Origin of the sequence: Chryseobacterium sp. JJR-5R, assembly GCF_034047335.1 — a bacterium.
In the GTDB taxonomy this organism is placed as follows: Bacteria; Bacteroidota; Bacteroidia; order Flavobacteriales; family Weeksellaceae; genus Chryseobacterium.
This window is the reverse complement of sequence record NZ_CP139137.1, coordinates 3076119-3102167: the sequence shown is the minus strand read 5'-3', so window position 1 is coordinate 3102167 and position 26049 is coordinate 3076119. Positions and strand designations below refer to the sequence as shown.

26 protein-coding genes are annotated in these 26049 nt (G+C 40.8%); 11 read left to right on the top strand and 15 right to left on the bottom strand.

Annotated elements, in window-relative coordinates; translation table 11 throughout:
- Positions 1–56 precede the first annotated feature (56 nt).
- Positions 57–578, top strand: a complete 522-nt coding sequence (locus tag SD427_RS13570; protein ID WP_320558344.1) for a hypothetical protein — start codon at positions 57–59, stop codon at positions 576–578.
- A 7-nt stretch (positions 579–585) separates the two neighbouring features.
- On the opposite strand, the gene SD427_RS13565 is transcribed toward SD427_RS13570, so the two are convergent.
- The 6 genes from SD427_RS13565 to SD427_RS13540 all read right to left on the bottom strand — a co-directional run bounded on the left by SD427_RS13565 (position 586) and on the right by SD427_RS13540 (position 7277).
- Positions 586–1884, bottom strand: coding sequence for a glycosyl transferase family 1 (locus SD427_RS13565; protein WP_320558343.1), 1299 nt, complete (start codon positions 1882–1884; stop codon positions 586–588).
- Positions 1885–1912: 28 nt separating this feature from the next.
- Entirely contained in the window at positions 1913–4450 is a 2538-nt protein-coding gene (locus tag SD427_RS13560) for a YfhO family protein (protein WP_320558342.1), read from the bottom strand.
- A gap of 57 nt (positions 4451–4507) precedes the next feature.
- Entirely contained in the window at positions 4508–4729 is a 222-nt protein-coding gene (locus SD427_RS13555; RefSeq protein WP_320558341.1) for a hypothetical protein, read from the bottom strand.
- A gap of 90 nt (positions 4730–4819) precedes the next feature.
- Complete coding sequence (locus SD427_RS13550) at positions 4820–5872, bottom strand: DUF6263 family protein (RefSeq protein WP_320558340.1); 1053 nt, start codon at positions 5870–5872, stop codon at positions 4820–4822.
- Between the two features lie 51 nt (positions 5873–5923).
- Entirely contained in the window at positions 5924–6688 is a 765-nt protein-coding gene (gene rlmB / locus SD427_RS13545) for a 23S rRNA (guanosine(2251)-2'-O)-methyltransferase RlmB (RefSeq protein ID WP_320558339.1), read from the bottom strand.
- Positions 6689–6806: 118 nt separating this feature from the next.
- Entirely contained in the window at positions 6807–7277 is a 471-nt protein-coding gene (locus SD427_RS13540) for a DinB family protein (protein ID WP_320558338.1), read from the bottom strand.
- A 251-nt stretch (positions 7278–7528) separates the two neighbouring features.
- Between SD427_RS13540 and SD427_RS13535 the strand changes: the two genes are divergently transcribed.
- From SD427_RS13535 to SD427_RS13495, 9 genes are all read left to right on the top strand, one after another.
- Positions 7529–8533 carry a MoxR family ATPase gene (locus tag SD427_RS13535; protein ID WP_320558337.1) on the top strand — a complete coding sequence of 335 codons (1005 nt, stop codon included), beginning with the start codon at positions 7529–7531 and terminating at the stop codon, positions 8531–8533.
- Between the two features lie 98 nt (positions 8534–8631).
- On the top strand, positions 8632–9495 hold the full coding sequence (locus SD427_RS13530; RefSeq protein ID WP_320558336.1) for a DUF58 domain-containing protein: 864 nt from the start codon (positions 8632–8634) through the stop codon (positions 9493–9495).
- Between the two features lie 63 nt (positions 9496–9558).
- Positions 9559–10455 carry a BatD family protein gene (locus SD427_RS13525; RefSeq protein WP_320558335.1) on the top strand — a complete coding sequence of 299 codons (897 nt, stop codon included), beginning with the start codon at positions 9559–9561 and terminating at the stop codon, positions 10453–10455.
- Positions 10448–11440, top strand: a complete 993-nt coding sequence (locus SD427_RS13520; protein WP_320558334.1) for a VWA domain-containing protein — start codon at positions 10448–10450, stop codon at positions 11438–11440. Before SD427_RS13525 ends, SD427_RS13520 begins: the two co-directional genes overlap by 8 nt.
- Positions 11440–12447 (top strand): vWA domain-containing protein, encoded by a 1008-nt coding sequence (locus SD427_RS13515; RefSeq protein WP_320558333.1) that lies wholly within the window; start codon positions 11440–11442, stop codon positions 12445–12447. Before SD427_RS13520 ends, SD427_RS13515 begins: the two co-directional genes overlap by 1 nt.
- Before the next feature lie 141 nt (positions 12448–12588).
- Positions 12589–13278, top strand: coding sequence for a tetratricopeptide repeat protein (locus tag SD427_RS13510; protein ID WP_320558332.1), 690 nt, complete (start codon positions 12589–12591; stop codon positions 13276–13278).
- Positions 13278–15014, top strand: coding sequence for a BatD family protein (locus SD427_RS13505; protein ID WP_320558331.1), 1737 nt, complete (start codon positions 13278–13280; stop codon positions 15012–15014). Before SD427_RS13510 ends, SD427_RS13505 begins: the two co-directional genes overlap by 1 nt.
- Positions 15015–15058: 44 nt before the next feature.
- Complete coding sequence (locus SD427_RS13500) at positions 15059–15661, top strand: MarC family protein (protein WP_056218868.1); 603 nt, start codon at positions 15059–15061, stop codon at positions 15659–15661.
- Between the two features lie 5 nt (positions 15662–15666).
- Positions 15667–15864, top strand: a complete 198-nt coding sequence (locus SD427_RS13495) for a hypothetical protein (protein ID WP_320558330.1) — start codon at positions 15667–15669, stop codon at positions 15862–15864.
- 112 nt (positions 15865–15976) lie between these two features.
- Here the strand turns inward: SD427_RS13495 and SD427_RS13490 are convergent, their stop codons facing one another.
- The 9 genes from SD427_RS13490 to SD427_RS13450 all read right to left on the bottom strand — a co-directional run bounded on the left by SD427_RS13490 (position 15977) and on the right by SD427_RS13450 (position 25169).
- Positions 15977–16945, bottom strand: a complete 969-nt coding sequence (locus tag SD427_RS13490) for a chorismate-binding protein (protein ID WP_320558329.1) — start codon at positions 16943–16945, stop codon at positions 15977–15979.
- Between the two features lie 24 nt (positions 16946–16969).
- Positions 16970–17866: an outer membrane beta-barrel protein gene (locus SD427_RS13485; RefSeq protein ID WP_320558328.1), complete on the bottom strand. Its 897-nt coding sequence runs from the start codon at positions 17864–17866 to the stop codon at positions 16970–16972.
- Positions 17867–17878: 12 nt separating this feature from the next.
- Positions 17879–19000: a sigma-70 family RNA polymerase sigma factor gene (locus SD427_RS13480; RefSeq protein WP_320558327.1), complete on the bottom strand. Its 1122-nt coding sequence runs from the start codon at positions 18998–19000 to the stop codon at positions 17879–17881.
- Positions 19000–20049, bottom strand: coding sequence for a hypothetical protein (locus SD427_RS13475; protein ID WP_320558326.1), 1050 nt, complete (start codon positions 20047–20049; stop codon positions 19000–19002). The genes SD427_RS13480 and SD427_RS13475 overlap by 1 nt, the downstream gene beginning before the upstream one ends.
- Positions 20050–20148: 99 nt before the next feature.
- Positions 20149–20574, bottom strand: coding sequence for a PaaI family thioesterase (locus SD427_RS13470; protein WP_320558325.1), 426 nt, complete (start codon positions 20572–20574; stop codon positions 20149–20151).
- A 70-nt stretch (positions 20575–20644) separates the two neighbouring features.
- Positions 20645–21241 carry a 1-acyl-sn-glycerol-3-phosphate acyltransferase gene (locus tag SD427_RS13465; RefSeq protein ID WP_320558324.1) on the bottom strand — a complete coding sequence of 199 codons (597 nt, stop codon included), beginning with the start codon at positions 21239–21241 and terminating at the stop codon, positions 20645–20647.
- A 310-nt stretch (positions 21242–21551) separates the two neighbouring features.
- The gene (locus SD427_RS13460; RefSeq protein WP_320558323.1) at positions 21552–23276 is read right to left on the bottom strand and encodes a PspC domain-containing protein; all 1725 of its coding nucleotides are present in this window, start codon (positions 23274–23276) and stop codon (positions 21552–21554) included.
- 12 nt (positions 23277–23288) lie between these two features.
- Complete coding sequence (locus SD427_RS13455; RefSeq protein WP_320558322.1) at positions 23289–23618, bottom strand: PadR family transcriptional regulator; 330 nt, start codon at positions 23616–23618, stop codon at positions 23289–23291.
- 210 nt (positions 23619–23828) lie between these two features.
- A complete protein-coding gene (locus SD427_RS13450; RefSeq protein ID WP_320558321.1) occupies positions 23829–25169 on the bottom strand; it encodes a cytochrome P450 in 1341 nt (446 codons plus the stop codon).
- A gap of 169 nt (positions 25170–25338) precedes the next feature.
- Between SD427_RS13450 and SD427_RS13445 the strand changes: the two genes are divergently transcribed.
- Positions 25339–25929, top strand: coding sequence for an HD domain-containing protein (locus SD427_RS13445; RefSeq protein WP_320558320.1), 591 nt, complete (start codon positions 25339–25341; stop codon positions 25927–25929).
- Positions 25930–26049 lie beyond the last annotated feature (120 nt).

Sequence of the window (26049 nt, the reverse complement as noted above, 5' to 3'; positions counted from 1 at the left end):
ATAAATTCGTTAACGATACGACAACAGATTCCACCCGAAAAAATCCGGAAGGTAATGTGAGTAAAAATAATATTGAAGATAAAGAAGCCGCTCTAAAACACAGCAATGAACAGATTGTCCAGCTGCTCAAAGATAAAAAATACGGTAAACTGGCCAATTTTATACATCCTGAAAAAGGCGTTAGGTTTTCCATGTATGCTTTTATCGTTCCCGAGGAAGATAAGGTTTTTTCAAAGTCGGAGTTCCTGAAATTCCAGCCAACCGGGACTATTTTTACCTGGGGCACTATGGACGGTTCTGGAGATATATATCAGGCAACTATTAATAATTATCTTACGAAATGGGTATACTCAAAAGATTTTGCATCAGGGCAGGTTTCATTCAATGAATTTCAGGGCAGCGGGAACTCACTGAATAATTTAAAGAAAATCTATCCTGACGCAGATTTCACGGAAAACTTCATCAAAGGCCCAGGGCCGGATACCGGAACGGACTGGAACTGCCTGCGCCTGGTCTTTGAAAAACACCAGGGCACTTATTACCTGGTGGGCATTGTCAATGACCAGTGGACAATTTAAGCCTGATTTATTCTAAAATCCCGGCCAGCTGTTTGGCCAGGTTCCTTCTGGAGAACTGGGCGATATCCTGGCTGTTTTTTGTAAGCTCACCATTTTTCCACAATTGGAATTCCTTTAAAATAAAAGCTTTAACGGTTTCAGCATCATGATAACTGAAATGCTTTCCGGCTTTCGTTTCATTCAGGATGGTTGATACATCTGCCTCACGGGGCCCGAAAGAGATGATTTGTTTTCCTGTAGCCAGGTATTCAAAGATTTTCCCGGGAATGATCCCTTTTGAGGCGTCATTCGGGAAGTTGGTGATAATTAACAGTGAAGATTTTTCCATTTCTTCCACTGCTTTGTCGTGGGAAAGATATCCTAAATTCAAAATATGGCTTTTTAAAGCGGAATTTTCAAGAGAACTTAAGATTTTATCATCAATCCTTCCTGCAAACTTCAGGATAAAGTTTCCGGCAAAATCAGAATTTGTTTCTACCAGATCATTCAGTGCCTGCCAAAGGTTTTCCGGGTTCCTCAGCTGTTCCAATACTCCGATGTAGCTCAGGGTAAATTTTTCTTCCGTGGCACCACCATTTGAGGTCTTTGTCCGGGCATCTGTTTCGTCGAAACCGTTTGTGATGCATACCGCATTGGCACCGCTTTTCCGGAAATTTTCGGCATCGATATAGCTTGTTGCCAGGGTAATATCTGCATTTTTAAAAACCTCACTTTCAAGCTTCCGGTGTTTTTTATCAGAGTTCCGGGTGAGTTTCAGGTGTTTGTAATAGGAAATCTCGGTCCAGGGATCACGGAAATCGGCAATCCATTTAAGATCCGGTAATTGTTTTTTCAGGTTTAAACCGATGAGGTGCAGCGAATGCGGAGGCCCGGAAGTAACCACAACATCAATCTTATTTTCTTTAAGGTATTTTTCTAAAAATTTAACCGATGGCTTTACCCAGAATACCCGCGCATCCGGGATGAAAAAGTTTCCCCTGACCCAGATGGAAAGCCTGGATTTCCAGCTCTGGTTTTTCCCGACATCAAACTGCCCGGCTTTAAATTTTTTATTGCTTTTGTTAAGCTTTTCGGCGAGCTGGTAAGGCTCCCATATTTTTGTCTTTACAATTTCAATGTCTTCAGGCACCTCTTTTATTAAGCTTTCATCCGTTAAGGGATAGCTTGGGTTTTCCGGCGTATAAATAATGGGCTCCCATCCGTATTCAGGTAAATATTTTGCGAATTTCAGCCACCGCTGAACACCGGGGCCTCCCGCAGGAGGCCAGTAATAGGTGATGATTACTATTTTTTTATAAACATTCATAAATAAACGTTACTAAAAATTTTGAATATTAGATATTCTCAATTTTGCTTCTGTCTCTTTTACCGTACATCAAATAAAGCCCTAAACCGCTCAGCAGGATAAACAATCCGAAGCAGAGAAGAGAAACCCATTTTCCGGTCTCGATAACCTGAGGTGCAAAAACCATTCTGATCGTATGGCTTCCGGCCGGGACGTGTACGGCACGCAGTAAGTAATCTGCTTTGATGTAAGGAACCTCTTTTTCATCAACAAACATTTTCCAGCCGTGAGGATAATAGATTTCGGAGAAGACAGCAAGCTGCGGTGTCTTGGACTGGGACTTGAATTCCAGCTCGTTCGGCTGATAACGGGTTAAGTTGATGAATGCTGAAGCATCCGGCTGAACCGTTTTTCCGTTAAAATAATTTTTATCAGAAGAAGCGATAACCGCTGTATTTTTACTGTCGATAACGCCAATTGCTTTAATTTCCTGGTTGGGGGAATCTGCAAATTTAAGGTCGCTTACGAACCATGCATTTCCGTTGGCTTTCGGATTCGGAACGGCCTGCGGCTGCTCAGGTCCGCCCACTACCCAGTATTTTGCATTGAGGAGGTTCAGGATGTTCGGAACTTTTACGGAATCCATTACTTTGAAATATTCGTTGATTACATCGTCATACCTTCTCAGCTTCACCGCATGGTATCCGCCGATGGAAGATTTGAAATAAGATGTATTGGTTTCACTGAATGTACCTAAGATATTGTTGAAGATCCTGTAATGGGTCTTGTCTTTTTCAGCAATGGTCTCAAGGGTTTTGTTAACGTTTACATTGGCCAGGATCGGTTCCAGGTTGGGGTTGCCCTGGACTTTTTCCGCCAGAAGATCTGAGCTTTCCGTCTGGAAAGGATTTTCTGCAAAAACCTTATCCACATAATTTTCGTCATTCAGGTAACGTCTGTTTACTGTCCACAGATCAAAAAGGCTTACTGCGCCGATGATGATTAATGCGATGTTCTGGCTGAGTTTTTTCTTCAGGCTTAAGAACAGGACTGCCGCTGCAATGGCCACATAGATAAAGGCTTTAATGGCATCGGTTTTAAAGAGCTTGAATCTTTCGTCCACCAGATAATCCAGCAGGAAAGGGGGCAGGTACGTTTTTTCATTATCGGTATGGAAACCTAATAAAGATTTTCCAAAGAGAAGAAGAACCAGCACAAGGCCTAAAGTCCCGCCGCTTACATACAGAAGAATCTTCTTTTTATATTCTTCAGTTAACGTTTCATCAGTAAAGAACCGGTAAAGCCCGATGATGGCAATTAAAGGGAATAGTAATTCCACCACAACCAATATGGAAGACGGTGCCCTGAATTTATTGTAAAAAGGAACAAAATCAATAAAGAAATCTGACAAAGGCATGAAATTGCTTCCCCACGCTAAGAAAACAGTCAGTATCGAAGCTCCGAGGATCCAGTAACGGTATTTTTTCCAGGCAAAGAAGAACCCTAAAACAGCTAAGAAACATACAATGGCTCCCTGATAGGCAGGTCCTGAAGTTCCCGGCTGGTCTCCCCAATACGTCAGGTTGCCGAACCCTTTTGAAATCCGGTCCATTTCAGCCTGTGAGCCTACGTTTTCCTGAACCATGGCCTGCACTTTTTCCATCATTTCCTTTCCTTCCGGCTCCTGGCTTCCGCCGCCCATTAATCTCGGGATGAAAAGGTTCAGGGTTTCCAGTTTGCCGTAGCTCCACATCAGCATGCTTTCCTTATCCATTCCTGAAGTTCCTCCGGTATGGCTGTCGTTCGTTAAGATCTGCTTCCCGCGGACGGTTTCCTTAATGTATTCGGAATTGGCCATGATCCTTTGTGAATTCATACCCACCCCGATTAAACATGAAGCGGCAACAATGCCCGATGAAATTAAAAAATGCTTTACCGTAACCTTTTTCTGGATCGTCCGGATAAGTTCGGAAAGGAATAAAACTCCTAAGGCCAGGAAAAGGTAATAGGTCATCTGCGGGTGGTTGGCAGCGATCTGAAGACCCATAAAAAGGGTAGTGACAATAAATCCCCAGATGTACTGTTTTCTGATATATACCAGCAGAATCCCGGCTAGCAGCGGCGCAAAATATTCGATGGTGTTGATTTTACCGTTGTGTCCTGCCGCAAGCGCAATATAGAAATAGGTGGAAAGCCCGAAAAAAGTGGCTCCCAGCAATGCGTATTTCCAGTTTCTGACGACGACCATCCCTAAAAGGAAGAACCCGCCAAAAAGCAGGAAAAGGTAATTAACCGGCCTGGGCAGGATATTCAGTTTAGAATCGATTTTTTTAATGATATCCCCTTTAAACTGGCTTCCCATCTGATACGTAGGCATCCCTCCGAACATGGAGTCGCTCCAGTAGGTTTCATTATCCGTATCGGCTCTGTAATCGAGCAGTTCTTTGGCACCGCCACGGTACTGAACGATATCATGCTGGAAAAGCTGCTTTCCGCTGATTACAGGATTGGCATAGACGAAAGCAAGAATAATGAAAACCACAAAACTTGCCAGAATGAAAATCAGGTTTTTATTTGTTTTAAGCATAATGCATTTTAATTTGAGAACCCTTTCAGCATGATAACGCTGAAAGGGCCGGGCTATTTATTTTTTATCTTCCTTGATCTCTTCATAGTCCACCGTTTCAGCGTCCCAGTTGAGTTTTTTATTGATCTGATCCGTGTTTTGTATGTCCTGCTGTCTGGCGCTGTTGTTTTTATTGCCAAACACATAATTGTGAAAGGTTTTAAAGAAAATCCTCTTTAAAATATTCCATACAAAATAAATAATGATCGTAACGAGTACGAACTCAAAAATGTACTTCATAATAAATAAATTGTTTACAGGTTTGAAACTTAAAGTTCAGGAGCATGGTTTTCAGTTCATTCCTTTTTAACTCTGATAAGGTGTTATCTTCTATTTTGAAGAAGGGTTTACCATTACGGAGGAGTTGGAAACACTTTTCATCGACTGGGATTCTTTTCCGTTGGAGATGGTTTCGATCTGGGTTGTTTTTACAGAAATATTCTGGTTGTTGATCCAGCCTGTATTCTGGTCAAACTTAATGGTTCCGTTCTGTGCCAGTTCGCTGCTTAAGCTGTGCGTCACTTCTCCCTGGTTCTGCTTTTCTTCTTTTTTAGGAATCCCTCCGGTTACGGCAATTTCAGCAATGCCGTTTCCTACGCTTTTCAGGACGTAATTTGAAGTAACTTTGATTTTCCCCTGCGCATCGGCATTTTCGCTGCTGCTCCATTTTTCTCCTACTTTTACTCCTTTTTTAGGAATAATGGTCAGGTTTTTATTAAGCTGGTCTTTCAGTACTTTTTCATTGAACGTCTCTTTTAAGCTTGCCACGACGCTGGCTTTCTGGTTGGCATCTTTTATCAAAGTGCCGACTGCATTGGAAACTTTCGTGTAAACAGCATCAAAGCCGGTAATGGAGATCACATTCCCTTTGGTGTCCATCTTCATATTCAGCTTATTTCCGGTCAGGGCCTTATTGATGTTCCAGATCATTTTCAGGTCGTCTTCTTTAGGAATCGGTAATTTGGTATCCACCACAATTGTTTTTCCGTCGGCTGACTGGGAATTTCTTTTGGCAATCAGGTTCAAAGTCATGTCATACACATTCCCTTTAATATCATTAACCGTAAAAGACATTTCGTCCGTAGATTCACTGGTTCCGTTAAGGGTTTTGCCTTTGGGATCAGTCATTGTTTTGGTATCCCTCTGATAAGTGGTCAGGGGATAGGTTTTTCCTTTTTCCAGTTTAAAAGTCTGGGTGTAAATGCCTGCAGAATCTTTAATGGCCGGGTTGGCTTCCACTTTTGCCACCGAATCCGCCGGAACTTCTACGGTAATTGTCTTTCCTGTTTTAGGGTCTATTTTTGTAATTTTTGCCGTTTCTTTCTTATTGCATGAAACTAAAGCTATGGTTGAGATAAGCGCTAACGCTGCTATATTTTTCATTTGATTTTTTAAATTGTATTGCTTTTAATGTACTGAATTTCCAGATTGATATCAAAGGCCGGAATTAACCGTCATTTTCTGTCGTACCGCTTCGTATAAAATGGCTCCGCAGGCTACGGAAACGTTCAGCGACTGTGTTTTTCCCTCAATCGGCAACTTTATTTTCTCATCCGCATGGTGAAGGACCTCTTTTGAAATCCCCGTTTCCTCATTACCCATTACGATAGCGCACGGCTCCGTAAGATTTATATCATAAACCAGCTTCTGGGCCTTTTCGCTGGCGGCAAACACAGAAATTCCGCTTTGCTGCAGAAAGTCTACTACATGGGCAAGGTTGGGTTCTTTGCAGATTTTAATATTGTAAAGACCTCCCGCAGATGTTTTAATGGCATCCGAATTAATTGGGGCCGCTCCTTTTTCCGGGATAATTACGGCATCAATGCCCACACATTCCGCCGTTCTGCAGATGGCTCCGAAATTCCTGACATCGGTCAGCCGGTCAAGGATCAATAAAAAAGGAGTTTTCCCTTCTTCAAAAAGCTGCGGCACGATATCTTCTATTTTGTGAAAAGGAACATCCGAAATAAAGGCAACCACACCCTGGTGGTTTTTTCTTGTAAAACGGTTCAGCTTTTCAACCGGAACATAGTTGGGACGGATTTTATTCTTGGCAAGGATGGTTTTAAGCTCAGCATAAATATCTCCCTGCAAAGCATTCTGCACAAATACTTTATCAATTGTCTTTCCCGCTTCAATAGCTTCGATCACGGGACGCAGCCCGAAAATAAAATCGTCCTTTTTATCGTTGTTATCCATTAATATTCTTTTATAAATTGTCTTCCGGAATAATCCCCGTAAATAATATTTTTTTGTGAAAATGAAGCTTTGCTCTGAAATGGCAGCTTTGCATTTAAGTTTTTTCTTCTGTTTGTTATTAATATTTTTCCCCTAAAATAGCTCTTTTCTGAGACAAAAGGTATCCGTAATGCAGGCATTCATGCATGTTGTTGAAAATAATAGCATCCTGAATGCTTTTCAGGTCCATCCCGAAGCTTGTAGTGTAAGGCGTATAATCTGAAAAGAAATCACTGTCATAATCTTTCATCAGGATCTTTGATGTTTCAGTCAGCAGAAACTCCAGGTCCTCCACTTCTGATTTCTGGACGTTCAGGTTCGGCAGTGTGCCTTTTTTATAGGTTTCAATCCAGTATTTGTCAATTCTGAAAGGGTTTCCGCTGAGGTAATAATGCAGCAGCTGCTGGGTAGCAACCGTATGCGCAATATTCCAGTACATATTATTATTAAAGCCGTCCGGGATCAGGAGCAGGTCTTCATGCGAAGTATTCTGTAAAATATCCAGAAGGTTACTTCTTACCTGTCTGTGCGCCTGAAAATGATAATTCATTCTGCGAAATTTTAATCACCAAAAATAGTTTAATAAACTGGATATGACAATTTTTAATCCCGTAATGAAATCAAATTTATATATTTTTTATGAAAAAGCAGGGCATGACCACTAAATGTAAAGAAAAGGCATGATTCTGAATCCTGCATCCATACCGGAATATTTAACAAACTTTAACTCAAATATGGCATTAATTGTGTTGATTAATGCAGGGATTTATTGGAAATTTACCCATTATTTTAAATCAAGCTATGTCAGAAATCAATCAGGCTGAAGATATCCGTCAACTGACGGAACAGATAAAGGAGGCAAACTATTATTTTTCCCGTCTCAGACAGGAAATCAACAAAGTTATTATCGGCCAGGAATACATGATAGACCGGCTTTTAGTAGGGCTTCTCGGGAATGGGCACGTTTTGCTGGAAGGCGTTCCCGGACTGGCTAAGACACTGGCAATAAAAACACTGGCAGATGCTGTTGACGGTGAGTTTTCCAGGATTCAGTTTACCCCGGACCTGCTGCCTGCAGACGTGGTGGGAACGATGATCTACAGTATTAAAGACAATGATTTTTCAATAAAAAAAGGCCCGGTTTTCGCAAACTTCGTCCTTGCCGATGAGATCAACCGTGCCCCGGCGAAAGTACAGTCGGCCCTTCTGGAAGTGATGCAGGAAAAGCAGGTCACCATTGGTGATGAGACCATGAAGCTTCCGAAGCCTTTTCTGGTGCTGGCCACACAGAACCCGATTGACCAGGAAGGAACTTATCTTTTACCGGAAGCCCAGAGCGACCGTTTCATGTTGAAATGTACCATTGATTATCCGAAATTTGAAGATGAGAGAACGGTAATGAGAATGGTTTCCACTTCGCACCAGCCTGTTGTAAAACCTGTGATATCGCTGCAGCATATTGTAGGAGCCAAAGAACTGATCAATCAGATTTATCTTGACGAAAAAATAGAAAAATATATCCTGGATATGGTGTTTGCCACCCGTTACCCTGAAAACTACGGTCTCGCCGAGCTTAAAAATTATATCGGTTTCGGCGCTTCACCGAGAGCTTCCATTAACCTTGCAATCGCTTCCAGAGCGTATGCATTCCTTAAAGGAAGGGCTTTTGTTATCCCCGAGGATGTAAAATCACTGGCCAATGATGTGCTGAGACACAGGATCGGTTTAACTTTCGAGGCAGAAGCCGAAAATATTTCTACAGAAGAAATCATCAGCAGGATTTTAGCGAAAATCCAGGCTCCATAATTAAGGTAATAGTTTAATAGGGGGTGACCATCTGCCTCTTTAGACACGGGAACATTAGTGGTTACATGGTTATATTCTCACCTTTTTACATTTAAATCATGCAGATAAAAGATATTGTAAAAAAAGTCAAGCAGATAGAAATCCGTACCCGAAAGAAGACGGAAGCGTCTCTGATGGGACAATATCACAGTGCTTTCAAAGGGCAGGGAATGACTTTTTCAGAAGTCAGGCCGTACCAGTTCGGGGATGAAATCCGGAGAATCGACTGGAATAAGACTGCCCGTTTCCGCGAGCCGTTCGTAAAGGTCATGGAGGAGGAGCGGGAGCTGACGATGATGCTGGTTGTGGATATTTCTGCTTCAATGGATTACGGGACGAAAAATCAGCTTAAAAGAGAATATGTAGCGGAAATTGCGGCAAGCCTGGGATTTTCAGCAGCCGGAAACAATGATAAAGTAGGGCTGATCTTATTTGCCGATAAGGTATACAAAGTGGTTCCGCCTCAAAAAGGAAGAAAGCATATCCTTTCCATCATCAGCAATATTCTCACTGCATCTTACGTGCCGGCAGAATCCAAGGTTGATAAGGCACTGGAATATATGATGGGTGTTTTTAAAAAAAAGTCACTTGTTTTCCTGTTTTCTGATTTTGAGGATGACTATGATTCCAAAATGCTGAGGGTGGCTTCCAAAAAACACCAACTGTTGGGCATGAGGATATTTGACGAAAAAGATAATGAAATTCCTGATGTAGGATATACACTGCTCTATGATGCTGAAACCGGACAACAGGTCTGGGCGAATACGTCAAGCGCACGCTGGAGGTATACGTTTGCCGAGGCGCAGAAACAGAAATTAAAAACCCTGGAAGAAGATTTTGCCAACAGTTCGGCAAGTTTTATAAATATTAATACAGGTGAGGATTATTCAAGGCTCCTGTATAATTACTTCCGGAAAAAATAATATAAAAATGCATCCGCTATTTAGAATAAATGACAGATGCAAGGTAAAAACGGGACAATACAATTGAGAAAACTATTATTTATATTTTGTTTTTTACTCTGTGCGAATGCCTTCTCACAGATTCTTTCTTCCAGTGTTGAGAAGAAGACCATTGCTCTGGGTGAGGTGAATCATATCGTTGTAACGATCAATAACCTTAATAACGAAAAAGTTTCCGCAGCTCCTGAAAATGAGTTGCTGCCTTTTCATTTTGAAGAGGTAAAGGACAGCATTGCCCAGACTCAGGATGTATATTACAGGAGGATTGATTTTGCGGTCTTTGATGAAGGGAAATTTACCATTCCTGAACTTGAGTTTAAGGTCGGCGGCAGAGTGTTAAAAACAATTCCTTATGAAATCGAGGTAATCAATACGGCTCAGAAGACTGATCAGATCAATGACATCATGAACAACAAAGAGGTAAAGCTTGAAGTAACGGATTACTGGCAGCTGTATAAGTTTTACATTCTGGCCGCTATTGCTTTAATTGCGCTGATTATTGTCATTTTCATGTTTGTAAAGTACGGCAGGAAATCCAAAGACTCGCCGGTTGTTGCAACCAACCAGACATTGAAAGAACTGGATTCCCTCAAGAAGAAAAAATATGTGGAAAGCGGTGACTACCGTTCATTTTATGTAGAGCTGATCGATATTTCAAGAAAATTTATAGCCAGACAATACAGGCTGCCGGCCGATGTCCTGCTGACGGATGACCTGGTTGACCTGATGAAGAAAAACAATACCATTTCTCAGGAAAACGAAAAAGTAGTGGAAGATGTGTTTGTAAGAGGCGACCTGGTGAAGTTTGCAAAAACATTCCCGGATCAGCAGACCATGGAAAAAGACTTTGCAGACATCAGAAACTTTGTAAAAAGATCGTCAAAAGATCTGGAATTTGAAAACCTGAGGAAAGATGTTTAATTTTGAATTTTACAGTCCGTGGTTTCTGCTGCTGTTTGCACTGTTTATCCCATTGCTGTTCAGGGACATCAGCAGACAGAAAAGGAACGGCATTAAGGTGCCTACCGTTAAGAATATGGCTGACAGCAGCGGTATCCGTGTGGTGATGTTTTTCCTCAGAATCTCCAAATACCTTATACTTTCAGCGCTTATTATCGCCATGGCGAGGCCAAGGACCTTTACGGTTTCCCAGGACAGGGATGACACGAAAGGTATTGATATCATGCTTTCCGTAGATGTGTCGTTAAGTATGCTGGCAAAAGACCTTACCCCGGACCGTTTGACAGCCCTGAAGGATATTGCGATAAAATTTGTTGAGAAAAGGCCTAATGACCGGATTGGTTTAGTAACCTACTCAGGTGAGGCATTTACAAAGGTTCCGGTAACTTCTGATCACCAGGTGGTGGTTGATGAACTGCAAAACCTTAACCCTCTGGAATTACAGCCCGGCACAGCTATCGGTGAAGGGCTTTCGGTAGCTGTTAACCACCTTAAAAACAGCAAGGCGAAAAGCAAGATCATCATCCTGATGACTGATGGTGTCAACACCATTGAGAATGCAATGCCTCCTGCGATTGCAGCGGAGCTTGCAAAGAATAACAGTATTAAAGTATATGCGATCGGTATCGGAACCAACGGGTACGCTCTGATGCCAACCCAGACTGATATTTTCGGGGATCTGGTTTTTACGGAAACGGAAGTGAAAATTGATGAGCCCGTGTTAAAGGAAGTAGCGCAGATGACCGGCGGAAAGTATTTCAGGGCCACCTCAAACAGCAGTCTGGAAGAAGTATATGATGAAATCAACCAGCTGGAAAAATCAGATGTGAAAGTTTCCAGGCTGTTCAATTATCAGGAGTATTTCAAGATTTTCCTATGGTTTGCTTTGGGTATTCTGTTTATGGATGCATTGTTGAGGTGGGTATTTTATAAAATTTTAAGCTGATGGATTGGTATTTGGGAAATTATTGGTATTTATTGCTGCTGTTGCTTTTACCGCTGCTGGCTGTTTTTCTAGTGCGTTACCTGAAGTGGAAAAATAAAAAGAAGCATATTTTTGCAGATAACCGGTTTCATGAGCATCTGTTTGAAAAAAGATCGGGCTTCACGAAGTTTTTCCCGACTCTGTATATCATGGGGACGCTGTTCTTGATTTTTTCCATTATTGACCTGTTGAGCGGTTCGGAAGAAATCAAAACCAACCAGAAGTTGAACAATGTTATCTTTATGTTGGATGTTTCCAATTCGATGAATGCGGAAGACATCAATCCAAGCCGTCTTGCAGAGGCCAAAAACCTGATGATCCAGACGATGCTGAAAATGAAAAACGATAAGGTGGGGATTGTTATTTTTGCGGGGGAGGCAAGCTCAATCATGCCTTTGACCACAGATTATAATTCGGCGGAAACTTATATCGGAGGAATTGAGACCAACTCCATGCAGATCCAGGGAACGGACTTCCTGAACGGGATGAAAATTGCGGTGGGGAAATTTAAAAACGTAAGTAAAAACGCACGGAAAGTGGTGTTGCTGAGTGATGGGGAAGATAATGAAGGGAATGATGAGGAAGCGATAAATCTTGCAGAAAAAGAAGGGATCATGATTACCTCCGTAGGAATAGGCTCCGATGAAGGCGCACCGATTCCCGAGTACCAGTTCGGCCAGCTGATGGGTTACAAAACGGATATCTCAGGGCAGACCGTTGTTTCAAAAAGGCAGACTGCCGCACTGAGGAAAATGGCTGAAGCAACGGGAGGATCCTATATTGACGGAAATAATATCAATGAAGCCCCGGACAGGATTATTGATGCCTTGGAAAAGAAGTCCGGGTCCTCTGAAACATTAGTAAAATCACAGAATGCCAATCATTACTATCAGTATTTTCTGATCGTCTCCATATTTTTCTTTACGCTGATCTATCTGTTCAATCCCAAACAGGATTTAAATGTGTAATATCGTGTGGTATAAACCGGATAACCTGCCATTACTTTAACCCAACTTTAACAAATAAGGCACTGTTTATTAACATATAAAGGAATAATTTTGCATCGGATGAATATTAAAATCTTTTTTCTGTCGTTTATTATTGCTTTCATGAGTTCAGGTTTTCTGTTTGGGCAGAAAAACTACAGGACCCTTGTGTACGAAGGCAATGAAAAATTCAACGGAAAAGATTACGACGGGGCTTCTGCCAAATATCTGCAGGCCATCAAAGCCAATGACAAAGATTTTACTGCTCACTACAATCTGGGCAATGCATTGTACAAAAGCAAGAAATATGAAGAAGCTAAGGCAGAGTTTGAAAAGGCACAGCGGTTTTCACAGAACCTTTCAGACAAGTCTGCGGCACTTCATAACCTGGGGAATGCCTACATGCAGACGAAACAGCCCGAAAAGGCAGCTGAATTTTATAAGCAGTCCCTGAAACAGAACCCCTACAGCGAAGCAACCCGGAAAAATTATGAAATTGCAAAGCTGAAGGAGAAAGAAAACCAACAGCAACAGCAGAAGCAGAATAACTCCGGTAAAGGAGGCGGCGGTAAAGATCAGCAGCAGAATGATGATCAGAAGGGAGATCAGAAAGATCAGGGACAGGGGCAGCAGAACCAGGGCAAAGGCCAGGGGAATGACCCTAACCGGAAATCTGACAATGAGACCAGGATCCCGAAAGGGCTTGAAAATCAAATCCTCAATAAAGTAAGCGACAAAGAGAAAGAAACCGCCAAAAGAATTTTAAACAAAAATTCTTATTCGATGCCGGAAAGCAACGAGAAAGACTGGTGATGCAGAACAGGACAATTTACATACTATTCCTTTTTCTATCCGTAATTTCTTACGGACAGGTAAATATTTCTGTAAATCCTGATAAGACAAGCTACAGCGGAAAAGAGATCATTAACCTGACGATCGTTCTTGAAATGAACGGCGGGGAATATACCCAGCAGACGCCTCTGCGCTCTCCGGATCTGTCAAGATTCAACATCATCGGGAGCGGATCCGTAAGCAACGGTTATGTAGATCCCGAAACCAACACCGTTATTTCGCAATCCATTACCAGGCTGGCTCTTGAGCCGAAACAGAAAGGAAAGGTAAAAGTAGGTTCATTCCTGGTGACTGTTAACAATAAGATCTATAAAACCGAACCGTTTGAAGTTTTTATAAAAGATGTTGAAAAGAAAACCGTAGCAGCCAATTCAAAAGATGTTTACCTGAATATGGAGATTGAAGACCGCGAGGTCTACCAGGACCAGCCTGCTATTGCAGTCCTGAAAGTATACTCCAAAAACATGGACAATTTCAGAAGAGTCAAAAACATCCGTCTTCCCAAGCAGGATAACCTTGACGTTTATCCGGTCAGCTTTGCGAAATCTGAAATTGACCCGTCTTCAGACTACGGAAATATGGCTTCACAGATCCTGGCGGTATTTATGGTATTCCCGAATGAATCAGGTTATGTGGATGTGCCGGGTGTTTCCGCATCGGTAAACTCTTTTTCCGGTAAAAATAAAATTGTTTCCAATAAAGTTAAGATCAGTGTTAAAAAGCTTCCGGAAGATGCACCGGATTGTTTTAAAAATGCGGTCGGAAATTTTAAAGTAAGCTTTGTGAATACATCAAAAGAAAAAGCTGAAATCAAAAAGCCGATGAATGTGCTGGTAAAAGTAAGCGGGGAAGGGAATTTAAAAAACCTCGAACTGCCGAAAATTGCAGCTTCACCTGATTACGAAGTTTTTGCGCCGAAAATTACTTCCCGGGTTACGGCCGGCCTGACCGGAATGAAAGGGGAGATTGCAGCCAATTATATTATTATTCCTAAAAAGGCCGGAGAAATTGCCATCAGAACGGAACATTTCGCATTCTTTGATCCGTCGAGCAGAGAATATGTAGATCTTGGTGAAAAAACTTTATCTGTCAATGCATTTTCTCATGAAGAAATCATGGATGCCAGGACTACCGTGGAAAAGGTGAACGAATATACCAATACCCTGCTGGAAACGGTAAATACGCCGGTACTTAAGACTACTTCTTTTAAAGTAAAAGAAAAAAGCAAATTCCACTGGAATATCCTGTTGATCAATTTTTTTATTTTAGCCGGACTTTTCTTAGCCTATCTGATATTTAAAAATTGGCAAAAAAAACGTTCATTAATTAAAAATACTGCACCTTCAAAGTCTTTAGGATCCGTATCGGAAACGGAAAAAGAAATAAGGGAACAGCATAAAACCGATATCCATGATTATTTCAGTTACTTGGAAAATCTGAAAGATAATCAGGATTATGATACATTTTTCAAAACTTATGATGAGCTGGAAACCGAAGTCAGGAAACAGTTTTCACAAAGTTCTGCAGAGGGTTTCAGGGATTTTCTGGAAAGGCATCAGGGAGCTGCAACTGCCGCGGAATATACAGATCTTTCACAGAAAATTCAGATCGGGAAATATATGCCGGTAAAATCTGCTGAAGGAATTGAAGAACTTTTACGGGCCATTGTTAATTTGTATTCACGCATTAGCAAATAATCAGTTTAATTTCATATTTTTGCGAAATTATTAATTAAGAATACATGGAAGTATTTAATGATTTTTCCATTAAGGAAATTGTTACCTGTTTTATGGTACTTTTTGCGGTGATTGACATCATCGGTTCTGTTCCTATTGTAGTAACGTTACAGCAGAAATTCGGGCAGATCGAGGCCGGCAGGGCTTCGATTACGGCCGGCCTGATCATGATCGTTTTTCTGTTTGTGGGAAATAAAATCCTGAAACTGATCGGAGTGGATGTCAATTCCTTTGCCATAGCCGGGGCATTTGTCATTTTTGTGATTGCACTTGAAATGATCCTGGGTATAGAAATCCATAAAACCACTGAAGTTAAGGCTGCGTCTATTGTACCTATTGCATTCCCGCTGGTTGCCGGGGCAGGTACACTGACCACAACGCTGTCACTAAGGGCTGAATTTCATGATATAAATATCATTTTTGGGATTATCCTCAATACAATTTTCGTATATTTGGTGCTGAAATCAGCAAAGTGGCTGGAAAGGAAAATGGGCGAGGCCACACTGGCTATCCTTCAGAAAGTTTTCGGGATTATCCTGTTAGCGATTTCCATTAAATTATTTACCGCAAATTTTGCCCAGCTGGTGCAGACTTATATTAATTTTTAAACAAGATGCAGAAGTTTTATAAAGTATTTTTAGTAGTGTTTATCGTTTTTATCGCCATCAATCTTTATGCTATCGACTGGCAGACTGATATTTTGGCGGAAGAAGAGAACCTGAAGTTTGTGTTTTCAATCGCCTGCGCGGTTATCGGCCTTATTTTACTTTTTATTATGAATACATGGAGTAAGATCGGTGTAAAGAAATAATTTTAAATCTCATAAATTTATTACAGCCTCTTTCCATGCGAAGGAGGTTTTTTAGTGCTTCAAACATGATTTGCTGGCAGAACATTTACGTTAAAAGTGTCTGACCGATTTATCAGGAAACCGCTAAATTTTTCAGAACCGCTTCGGATTTAAGCTCTGTTTCAACCCATTCTTTTTCCGGGCTGCTTTGAACTGTAATGCCGCCGCCCACAAATACATGAACGGAATTGCGGTACAATTTGGAACAGCGCAGGTTAACAAAATACTGCACGGTTTCTTCGGTTTCGATTTTAATATAGCCTGCATACAGTTCCCGTGGAAATTTTTCCAGCTTCTGAATATGTTCCTTACAGAATACTTTCGGGATACCGCATACGGCAGGGGTAGGGTGCAGTTCCTGAATAATAGAATCCAGGTCTTCTTCTTTTATTTTTACCTTGAAGTCTGTCCTCAGATGCTTGATGCCCCCTGAAATGTGGTCATGGGTAGCAGATTCTTCTGGTCTTTCAGAATGTCGGCTTAAAATATCCCTGATATAGTCTGTTACCGGTTTCTGCTCTTCAATTTCTTTTTCCGACCAGTCTTCCGAAACCGGAAGCGTACCTGCAAGGCTCATTGTTTTAAAATCACAGGTATGTTTATTAAACTTTCCAAGGACTTCAGAAAAGGCACCCATCCATGAATTATCACCGTTGATTAAAAGGTACCTGAAGGCATTGGGATAAGATCTGCACAGGTTTTTGAAGCTTTCTTTTACATTCAATTCATTAAAATCCACGAATATCTTCCTTCTTGAATACACCATTTTGGGTAATTTATGGTCTTTGATGATATCAATGACCTTGTGTAAATTCTGTATATATTCTTCTTTTGTTTCCGCGGTGTAACCGTTATTGTCTTTTGACAGAAGTTCGCTGCTGATGGCAGCATTGTCAAAAGCTTCAGGACTTATTTCAGTAATTTTCCCCTGACATTTAATCTGATGAAGGCCATCGAAAGAGTAGAAACTTATCTGGCTGTCCTGTGAGCTTTCATCTGTGGAATACAGTTTTTCATCGAATGGGAATTTGAAATAAATCATGCGGAAATAAATAGGTTATACAAATCAGGGCCTGGAAATCATATAGGAAATCCCGAAACTGATTTTTCTTTCTGCAAAGGTATTATTAGTCTTAAAAACGTCAAAATCAAAACTGCTGTTTTTTAAGGAAAGATTTTTCAGGGTATGCTGCTGGTATTCCAAAGAGAGAAGGATACGTCTGTAAAGCCTGTATTGGGTGCCTAAAGAAAACCCGAGATTGGCACGGTGGCTTTTGAAATCCTCCGGTTTATTCAGCATCATATTTTCAGGTGTCAGAAACTGCAGGGTATACCTGTTTCTGTTGACCGCAAGTCCGGCAAACGGACGGAAATTTTTCCATTCATACAGCAGTTTAATCTGAAGTGCGTATTCAAAATGTTTATTATTGAACCGCTGGAATAACAGTGGCTGACTGTCTTTCGTAAAATAAAATCCGTTCAGGTAAGTATCCTCTTTATTGGAATCAAGATCAAGCGTAGAATTCCAGCGGTAGAGACTGGCGGAAAGCATGACGGATAACTGAGGCGTAAAAACAGTCTTTGAAACCCAAACTCCGAAATGCCCGCCAAACTGCTGACGGTCCGATGAAAGTTCCTGTGCCCAGGTGCTGTTTTTCAATCCCATTCCGCCTTCTATACCATATTCAAAAAGTGGACGTTTCTGTCTGCTGATTCTGTTTTCAGCCCGCTGTTTATCTATTTCCTCCTTATAGATATTCCGGACAAAAAATTTCTCCCGGATCTCCATGTCCGGAAGAATAACTTCATTGTGTCTGAATTTCACAGGTTTAATAAGGTATACCGTATCATAAACGGTAATATTTTCATACACATATACCGTGTCCACTTTTTTTCTTTTCTGTGCATAGGATAAACTTATGGTGACAAAAGCTAAAAAGAGTATTATTTTTCTTGAAAACATGTTCAGGCGCATTTATCTTTCTATAAAGACGGTATCTCTTTTAATGATCTTCTTTACCACAATTACTTTTTCCGGTGTTTCTTTTACGGAGTCTTTCAGGATTGTTTTTCCGGGGTTCTTTCCGGACTCAATATCTTTTTGTACTGTAGCAGTAGTGGTTTTTAACATGTCTGTTTGTGGATCTTCTGCAAAACTGCCGTGATGTAGGCTTTCATCTTTCATCTGGTCTGCTGGGATCAGGCCTTTGCTTTTTCCGTCTTCGAAAGATGAACTGGAATTGGATTCAGGCTGTTTTTCCTGATATAACTTTAAAGAATCCGCTGAATGATTTCTTGTGAAAAAAGCATTACCGGGATTTGATAAAAAAACCGAACTAATGATAATCACCAGGGCAGTTCCTCCTATAAAGGTCTTCTTTTTCCATGCCGGGTTTGATAAGGAAAATGAAGGAGGAGATATTTTGATATCCGGGGGAATCTGCAGGGTCCTGGAAGGCTGAACCGTGAAATCTGAAAATTTGCTTTGAAAGGTCTGTGCCCAGAGCAGTCCGCCAAGTCCGAAAATCACCAGCAGCTGCGCCGTTTTCTTTTTCGGGGTATCAGCCCTGACAATGTGGTTCAGCAAATAATTCTGGACCGATTTTTTAGCCCTGAGAAGATGCGATTTAGACGTATTTACCGTAATTCCCAGTACATCAGAAATTTCCGTATGGGAATAGTTCTCAATAAAAAACAGATTGAAAACCGATTTATGATGGGAAGGAAGATGGTCTATGGAAGACAGCAGTTCTTCATTGGTAAAATCGTAAATGAAGGCATTTTTTTCTTCCGGAAAATGATGTTCCATTTCTGAAGGGATATCTGGGATTTCTGAGGGTTCGGTAGTTACAAACGTTTCTCTGCTCTGTTTACGGATGTGCTGTAAAGCGTTATTCACCACAATTTTTTTCAGCCAGGCAAAGAGTGCTTTCTCATCATTCAGCTGATGGTCTTTCTGTATGGCAGTAATGAAACTGTCCTGCACAATGTCTTCCGCTGTGTAAATATCCGGTATATACCTGCGGCAGATCCCCAATAGTTTCGGGGAATAATTGCTGTATACTTTTTGCCAGTTTAAGTTGCTGTTTTGCTGCATTATAATGAGTTGGGAACGACAAAAATAGAGTTAAAACAACCTCTTGCTGTATCGGGAAGGCTCATAATCTCTACATTATTTATGTAAAACTTAACCATAGAGTTTTTGGTTCTCGTCATGTATATATTCTGATCTTTTGCTAAAAAGTGTCTTATTGAATTAAATCCATCCGGATCATTTATGGTGAATAAATTATTATTTAAATAATAAAAATTATTTCCGATATAATATTTATCTGAGCCATCCAGTGAAAAATCTGTAATGCCACTTTGGGATATATTTGCAGGAATCGTCACATTGGAATTGGTAATGACATTTTTTAGATAAAAATTTTTATTTATATCAATCAGCGACAGATAAAGTACTGAATTGTCTGAGATGAATTTGCGGGGTAAAAGATTATTTGCAAGAAAATGGTAACTGTTATTTTTATAAAACCCAACCTCCCAATTTGTCAGGTTACCCGGTGTCCCAAAATAACGTTTTGAGATATAGATATCATTATTAAAAAATCCATAGCTGCCTAAGCCCAAGCCCGTTGGATTTTCATTAGTTTCTAAAACAGTCTTAACCCCATTTTTCCAGGAGCAAAAAAGATATTGATCAGACGCGGATGTAGGAACAGGGTTTTTTATGATTCCATTAAAGTAAATATCGCCATTTCTAACAGTCATGTTATTATGGATAACGATATTGTTAGGTTGTGTTATTGTATTTTGAGGCACGCCCAGGTAATCTGCTACATTATGTTTTACTCCGTTTTTCCAGAAATACCACGCCGCAACAGTATGGTTACCGCCCAGCGATTCAATATTATTGGCTATCATGTACACATTCCCATTATCAACTGCAATATAAGTTCCCTGCAGGTTTTCTCCTCCCGGAAGTAAAACCTTATGACCATTTTTCCAATAACAGGCATGGAATTCATCTACACCACCTACATAAACATCATAAGCAGCGATCTTGTCTGAAATGTCGGAATCGTCTGTTTTACAGGAAACTGCTGATATCAGCAATAATAAGAGAGACAAAATAAGAGTTTTCATGGTGATTATTTTATTATAAGATGCAGAAAAAATAAAAGGTTGCAGCTTAAATACAAAAAAAGCTCAAATTTTTTTTGAGCCCGTATTTTTTAATGGATATTATTTGTTGATAATTGTATTCGTCATCGTGGTGTGGCTGATCAGCTGGTCTTTCTCGTCACGGATTTCTATTTCAGAAACATGCATGCTTCTCCCTTTCCTGATGAATCTGGCAACGGCGGTTACCATTCCGCTCTTTTTGCTTCTCAGGTGGTTTGTATTGATGTTGGTGCCTACGCCGTAATACTTCTCGCCGTCAATAAAGATATTGGACAGGCTGGATCCCATGGTTTCAGCCAGAACACAGCTTGCGCCGCCGTGCATAATCCCGAAAGGCTGATGGATTCTCGGTAAAACGGGCATGGTAGCCGTTAATGTTTCATGCTCCAGATCAATATCTGTAAACTGTATATCCAGTGTTTTGGCAAAGGTCTCTTCGCCCCAGCTGTTGATGAAAGCCAGTATTTCCTCTTTGGTTCCTGTCATTTTTATAAGTGATAAATAGCAATTGGTAAATAATAATAAGCAGGCGTACGCAGCCCTGTCAACCTGAATTTCAACCCCGTGCCTCCGTTTCGTTCCCCATGATATTAGGGTTCCAGTTTTCCGGTATTTTCGGGACAATATCATTTTTGATATAATAATCCTGGATTTCCTGCATGATTTCCGTGAACGGTACCGAAGCAATTCTTTCATAAGGAATGGTATATCCCAGATACACCCTGTTCCTTTTAAAATCCCCGGCTGCCAGAACAATCGGGACTTTTGCGGCCAGTGCCATGTGGTAAAATCCTTTTCTCCATTTCGGGACCCAGCTGCGTGTTCCTTCGGGTGTGATTACCAGGCTGAAATCATCTTTGGCAAATTGTTGGGCTACAAAATTTACCAGGTCGTTTTTCTGGCTCCTGTCGATACCGATTCCGCCCAGACCTCTTACGGCACTTCCGTACCATGCCTTGGTGTGGGCATCCTTGATAATGATTTTAAGGGGTTTGTTTAAAGACCAGTAGGCCAGGTTGCCCAGAATATATTCCATATTATGGGTATGAGGGGCTACCACCAGAATGCATCGGTTCAGGCTGTTTACGTCACCCTGTAAGACCACTTCCCAGCCCATTAATTTCAGTATTAGCTTGCCCAGCAGCTTTTTCATATCGTTTGGATTAAAACAAAAAAGTATAACCAAAGTGGTTATACTTTACAAATATATTGAAATATTATTGCTCTTAAAATAAACCGCTGATTAAATCTGCGATTTTGATTACAATTTCTAATGCTAACTGTACCATGATTATTTAATATTTTTAAGTGTCCTAGGTTATTTTTTCTATACAAATGTATAGATTTTTATTTACATACTCAATTAAATATGAGTTTTTTTTAATTTATTTTGAGAGAAGAAGGGTATGAATTTCAAACGGTTGGGTTATCCCTCCACACCTTTTGCCACTCTCTCCAGTGAGTTATTTAGTCTTTATGGTAATTTCGTTTTTATCCTCGTCTACATTGAAGTCTATATTGGCACCCTTCATCTTTCTGATGCTGTTTTTCATTGAATCAATTACCTTGTCAGCTTTGTTGCTCGGTACTTTTTTGCCGTTGATGATGATGCTGTCGTTATTGTCATCTTCCGAACTGTATTCAATGGTAGAACCGTTCACGGTAATTTTATTTTTTTCAATTTTAATGTTTCCGTCTTCATCCCTTTCCTGTTCATTGTCATTGATTCCGTCTGCATTTAAATCGCCGTCAAAATTAATGGCATCGTCTTTTACAGGAAGAACAATTGTGTTTTGCGGTACAACCAGTTCATAATCAACATTGTAATCCCTGAATCTGTGCCCGTAAGAATATTTGATGAAGTTGGGAAGCATGATTCTGTTGTTAACAACTTCTACCGGAACATTTACGTTCAGTGGAAGGTTATATCCCTTGGCTTCCTTCTTGATGATCAGATAAGGCGTCCTGATGTTTGCTTTTCTCGTAACATCTACATGGATCCAGTCTCTTCTGTAAACCGATACCCTGTCAGAATAAAGGTTGTCATCATAGGCTGTAAAGTTCTGCGGAATGGTGATCTGCTTCGAGTCAACATATAAAGTATCTGAATCGGTATTAATAGCTACTTCTTCCGTATCTTCCTTATGTCCTTTAAAGATCATCTCTCTCTTTGCGATACTCAGTCCGAAATACGTTCCGAGGCCGATGATCGTAAGGAACAGCGCCCCTAAAACCCATCCGATGTTTCTCAGCTTTGTTTTGGGTGAGAAAATTTTAATGCTTAACAGACTGAAAATTAATGCAGGAATCAAAGATCCGATGATGATAAGTGCCGCTAAAACATTATACAACCCGTCATCATCAAAATAAAATTTCATTTCATTGGCTCCCGGGAAATCAGAATCAATCCCGAACAGCCCGAACACGACAAACACACCGATAATACTGCTGACTGCCATGATCGCGAAAAATGCACCTGCAATATATTTCAGGACATTCCAGACTCCGCTGCCCGCATTATTGATATATGGTTTGTTCTCAATATAAATTTCCCCTGCCCTTGTGGTGGTTTCATTGGCAAACTGTACAATTTTACTGGATTCTTCCTTAAGATTATCAAAATTCAGGGGCTTGCCCTTCATTTTCAGGAAATCTGATGCCGTTTCAGCTTTCGGAAGCACGGCCCAAAGGATAAAATACAGGATGATGACCAGAAATGAAGATCCCGGTGCTACCCAAAGGAATAAGAATGCCCCAACCCAGATAAGCCTCATCGCGGTAAGATCCATTCCGAAATAGGCTGCCAGACCTGCACATACCCCTGCGATTTTTTGTCTCTCAGGATCACGGAACAGCTGCCTTTTATCAGAATACTCATTGCCTGCCGTTGAAGTTCTTCTGGTATTCTTTTCAGAATAGTAAGCTTCTTCCTGTTCTTCAATTTTTTCAGGGCTCCCGATCTGCGCAATCACTGCTTCTACATCCGCATCATTGATCACTTCACGTTTTGCCATGGTATCCCTGAAGATTTCAACCATTCTGATTTCTATATCGTGCATTACTTCATCAGCTTCCGAAGCGTCCAGTGAGCTTCTCAGGGCATTCAGGTAATCGCTGAGTTTTATATATGCATGCTCTTCTATCGTAAAAGAAAAACCTGCGAGTCCTATTGAGAGTGTTTTGTTCATAGCTTTGTTTTTTTAATTTTTTTGAGTGATTTGGTTGACTGAAGCAGTCAGTTCATTCCAGGTATTCTGCAGTTCATCCAGAAACAGTTTTCCTTTTTCTGTGATCTGATAGTATTTTCTTGGCGGGCCTCCGGTGGATTCTTCCCATCGGTAAGAAAGGAATTCACCGTTTTTTAATCTTGTTAAAAGAGGATAGAGGGTTCCTTCCACTACATCCAGTTTTCCCTTTTTCAGTGCATCAATCAGGTCAGAAACATACATTTCACGGTGATTGATGAGACTTAAAATACAGAATTCCAGAATCCCTTTTCGCATTTGCGCTTTGGTATTTTCAGTATTCATCTTTAATAAGTTTTGTCAATTAGTTATTTATTTCAGAATTCAGTTCCTAGCTAGTTGAACCTGTTCCGATTTTACATTACAAAGATATGTAATTAAAATGGTAATATGCAATACAAAGTAGTGAAATTTTAAAATAAAAAAATCCAACTGTTTGAATATCAGTTGAATTATTTTTAAATATAAATCAGTTAGCTCAAAAACGGAAGAAAATCAGACCGGATTTTTAATAATTTTACCTTTAACGCTGACCGGTCTTAACGTAACTAATGCTTTCTTCTCTATCTCAGGATGGGAAGAAATAAAACTAAACTGCTGATAAAATTTGCGGATGATCAGTGCCATTTCCATCACAGCAAAATGTTCCCCGATACAAAGCCTTGGACCGGCGCCGAAAGGGTAGTAGGCGAAATTTCTGGCGTTCTCATTATCAAAACGTTCAGGGATGAATGAATCCGGCTGTTCCCAGTATTTAGGGTTCCTGTGGAGCCCGCTGATATACAGGATAATGAAAGTGCCTTTCGGCCAGGAATATTCTTTAAAGCTGTCGTCCTCCAGTGCCTGCCGATCAATGGCCCAGGCCGGAGCATGAAGCCTCATGGCTTCTTTGATGATATTGGAGGTATATGATTTTTTCATTAAGCTTTCCGGTGAAAAAAGAGTGTTCCCTTCATCCGTAATTTCTTTTCTGAGTTTTTCTTCAGCTTCCGGATGCCGGCTGATCTCAAAAAAGATAAAGCTTAATGCATTGGCTGTTGTCTCATGGCCTGCAATAAAAAGGATCAGCATTTCATCCACCAGCTGTTCATCAGACATAGGAAGCTGGGTATCTTCATACCGGGCGTTGATCAGCATATCCAGGAGGTCGTTTTTTTCTTCTCCGGAACTTCTGCGCTTATCAAGGATATTCTGGAGGATTGCTTTTGCTCTTTTGCTTTTCCCGATATTGCGGTCTATCACTCCGAAAAACTTTAAAATATTGGTGTAAAAAGGCAGGCGGACTTCCTTGGCAAAAACTTCCTGGATTTCCGTAATGATTTTCCCTAATTCCTTTACCGTATTTTTATCAATATCTGAACTGAAAAGGGTTTTGGCAACAATACTGAAGGCCAGCGAATGGAAAAATTCATACAGGTCCGTTTCCTGTCCGGTACCGAACGGCTGAAAAGCCGTATCAATTTCATCTTCCATAATCGAAACGAGACTGGCGATTTTTGTCTTGCTGAAACCCGGCTGGATCAGTCTTCTCTGCTTAAGCCAGTCTTTCCCGTTATTGGTCAGCAAACCATTCCCGATGTATTTACCGAGTGTAACAGACTGTATCTCGGATTTATAATAGTTTTTATGATTCTGCTTTAAAATATATTCCACAAATTCCTTGTCCTGAGAAAAGATAAAGTTTTTGTCTGTAAAATTGGCCCTGATGCGGTAGCTGTCCCCTGCAATGCGGTGGTTTCCGCTTATGGTATCCAGCGGATTGCTTACGCCGTTCACTAAAGAATACAGCTTTCTTCTTCCTTTAATTTCTGCGGGATAATTGAACTTTGGCTCCATATACTATATTTTTAGTAAAATTACAACTAATCTCTCACATGGCTGTAAAAGTCTGTTTACCTTAAAAACCCTTATTTTTGTATGGATTTAAGATAAGACAGATTTAAAATTGAATCACAGATCAACAGCAAATGCTGCACCGATCCTGCAATAAACAATATACAGAATCATGAAAATACAGAAAGAAATTGATTTTATCCTGGCCGTAGATGCCCTGAAAAACGTACAGCGCAGAAACTACAATGCAGATGACAGCAGAAGAGAAAACACGGCAGAACACTCCTGGCAGATTATTATCCTGGCCCAGATTCTTTTTCCCTACGCCAGAAACAGAGCTGATATTGACCTGCTGCGGGTGATCAGGATGCTTTCCATCCATGACCTTGTTGAAATAGAAGCCGGAGACACTTTTTTATTTGATGAAGCAGCCATGACCGGGAAATTTGAAAGGGAACAGATTGCTGCCCGGCAAATCTTCGGTATCCTGGATGAACCCCTGCGCTCAGAGTTTTTTGACCTCTGGCTGGAATTTGAAGAAGAGCAGACGCCTGACGCCATTTTCGCCTGCGCCATTGACCGCATCATGCCGTTTATCCTGAATTCCCATACCTCCGGAAAAAGCTGGACCGAAGCCGGCGTTACCGAAAAACAGATCCGCCATATGCTGGAGAATGCGATCAGCAGGGCTTCTGATGAACTGGGGGAGGCTTTTCAGCTGCTGCTGCTTAAAAACCTGGAAACGGAAAAGGTTTTGAAATAATTTGACAGATAGATAGGTTCTTATGGGATTTATAAAGGAGATTTTCTTGTTTTCGGCGGGCGAAGCCCGCCGAAAACAAGAAATCAGAAAAGTATCTTCGGGGCGGCCGCAGGCCGCCCC

Excerpts from the sequence above, each read along its gene's own strand:
- SD427_RS13565 (WP_320558343.1), bottom strand. The coding sequence starts at position 1,884 with ATGAATGTTTATAAAAAAATAGTAATCATCACCTATTACTGGCCTCCT.
- SD427_RS13560 (WP_320558342.1), bottom strand. The coding sequence starts at position 4,450 with ATGCTTAAAACAAATAAAAACCTGATTTTCATTCTGGCAAGTTTTGTG.
- SD427_RS13555 (WP_320558341.1), bottom strand. The coding sequence starts at position 4,729 with ATGAAGTACATTTTTGAGTTCGTACTCGTTACGATCATTATTTATTTT.
- SD427_RS13550 (WP_320558340.1), bottom strand. The coding sequence starts at position 5,872 with ATGAAAAATATAGCAGCGTTAGCGCTTATCTCAACCATAGCTTTAGTT.
- rlmB (WP_320558339.1), bottom strand. The coding sequence starts at position 6,688 with ATGGATAACAACGATAAAAAGGACGATTTTATTTTCGGGCTGCGTCCC.
- SD427_RS13540 (WP_320558338.1), bottom strand. The coding sequence starts at position 7,277 with ATGAATTATCATTTTCAGGCGCACAGACAGGTAAGAAGTAACCTTCTG.
- SD427_RS13535 (WP_320558337.1), top strand. The coding sequence starts at position 7,529 with ATGTCAGAAATCAATCAGGCTGAAGATATCCGTCAACTGACGGAACAG.
- SD427_RS13530 (WP_320558336.1), top strand. The coding sequence starts at position 8,632 with ATGCAGATAAAAGATATTGTAAAAAAAGTCAAGCAGATAGAAATCCGT.
- SD427_RS13520 (WP_320558334.1), top strand. The coding sequence starts at position 10,448 with ATGTTTAATTTTGAATTTTACAGTCCGTGGTTTCTGCTGCTGTTTGCA.
- SD427_RS13515 (WP_320558333.1), top strand. The coding sequence starts at position 11,440 with ATGGATTGGTATTTGGGAAATTATTGGTATTTATTGCTGCTGTTGCTT.
- SD427_RS13510 (WP_320558332.1), top strand. The coding sequence starts at position 12,589 with ATGAGTTCAGGTTTTCTGTTTGGGCAGAAAAACTACAGGACCCTTGTG.
- SD427_RS13505 (WP_320558331.1), top strand. The coding sequence starts at position 13,278 with ATGCAGAACAGGACAATTTACATACTATTCCTTTTTCTATCCGTAATT.
- SD427_RS13500 (WP_056218868.1), top strand. The coding sequence starts at position 15,059 with ATGGAAGTATTTAATGATTTTTCCATTAAGGAAATTGTTACCTGTTTT.
- SD427_RS13495 (WP_320558330.1), top strand. The coding sequence starts at position 15,667 with ATGCAGAAGTTTTATAAAGTATTTTTAGTAGTGTTTATCGTTTTTATC.
- SD427_RS13490 (WP_320558329.1), bottom strand. The coding sequence starts at position 16,945 with ATGATTTATTTCAAATTCCCATTCGATGAAAAACTGTATTCCACAGAT.
- SD427_RS13485 (WP_320558328.1), bottom strand. The coding sequence starts at position 17,866 with ATGTTTTCAAGAAAAATAATACTCTTTTTAGCTTTTGTCACCATAAGT.
- SD427_RS13480 (WP_320558327.1), bottom strand. The coding sequence starts at position 19,000 with ATGCAGCAAAACAGCAACTTAAACTGGCAAAAAGTATACAGCAATTAT.
- SD427_RS13475 (WP_320558326.1), bottom strand. The coding sequence starts at position 20,049 with ATGAAAACTCTTATTTTGTCTCTCTTATTATTGCTGATATCAGCAGTT.
- SD427_RS13470 (WP_320558325.1), bottom strand. The coding sequence starts at position 20,574 with ATGACAGGAACCAAAGAGGAAATACTGGCTTTCATCAACAGCTGGGGC.
- SD427_RS13465 (WP_320558324.1), bottom strand. The coding sequence starts at position 21,241 with ATGAAAAAGCTGCTGGGCAAGCTAATACTGAAATTAATGGGCTGGGAA.
- SD427_RS13460 (WP_320558323.1), bottom strand. The coding sequence starts at position 23,276 with ATGAACAAAACACTCTCAATAGGACTCGCAGGTTTTTCTTTTACGATA.
- SD427_RS13455 (WP_320558322.1), bottom strand. The coding sequence starts at position 23,618 with ATGAATACTGAAAATACCAAAGCGCAAATGCGAAAAGGGATTCTGGAA.
- SD427_RS13450 (WP_320558321.1), bottom strand. The coding sequence starts at position 25,169 with ATGGAGCCAAAGTTCAATTATCCCGCAGAAATTAAAGGAAGAAGAAAG.
- SD427_RS13445 (WP_320558320.1), top strand. The coding sequence starts at position 25,339 with ATGAAAATACAGAAAGAAATTGATTTTATCCTGGCCGTAGATGCCCTG.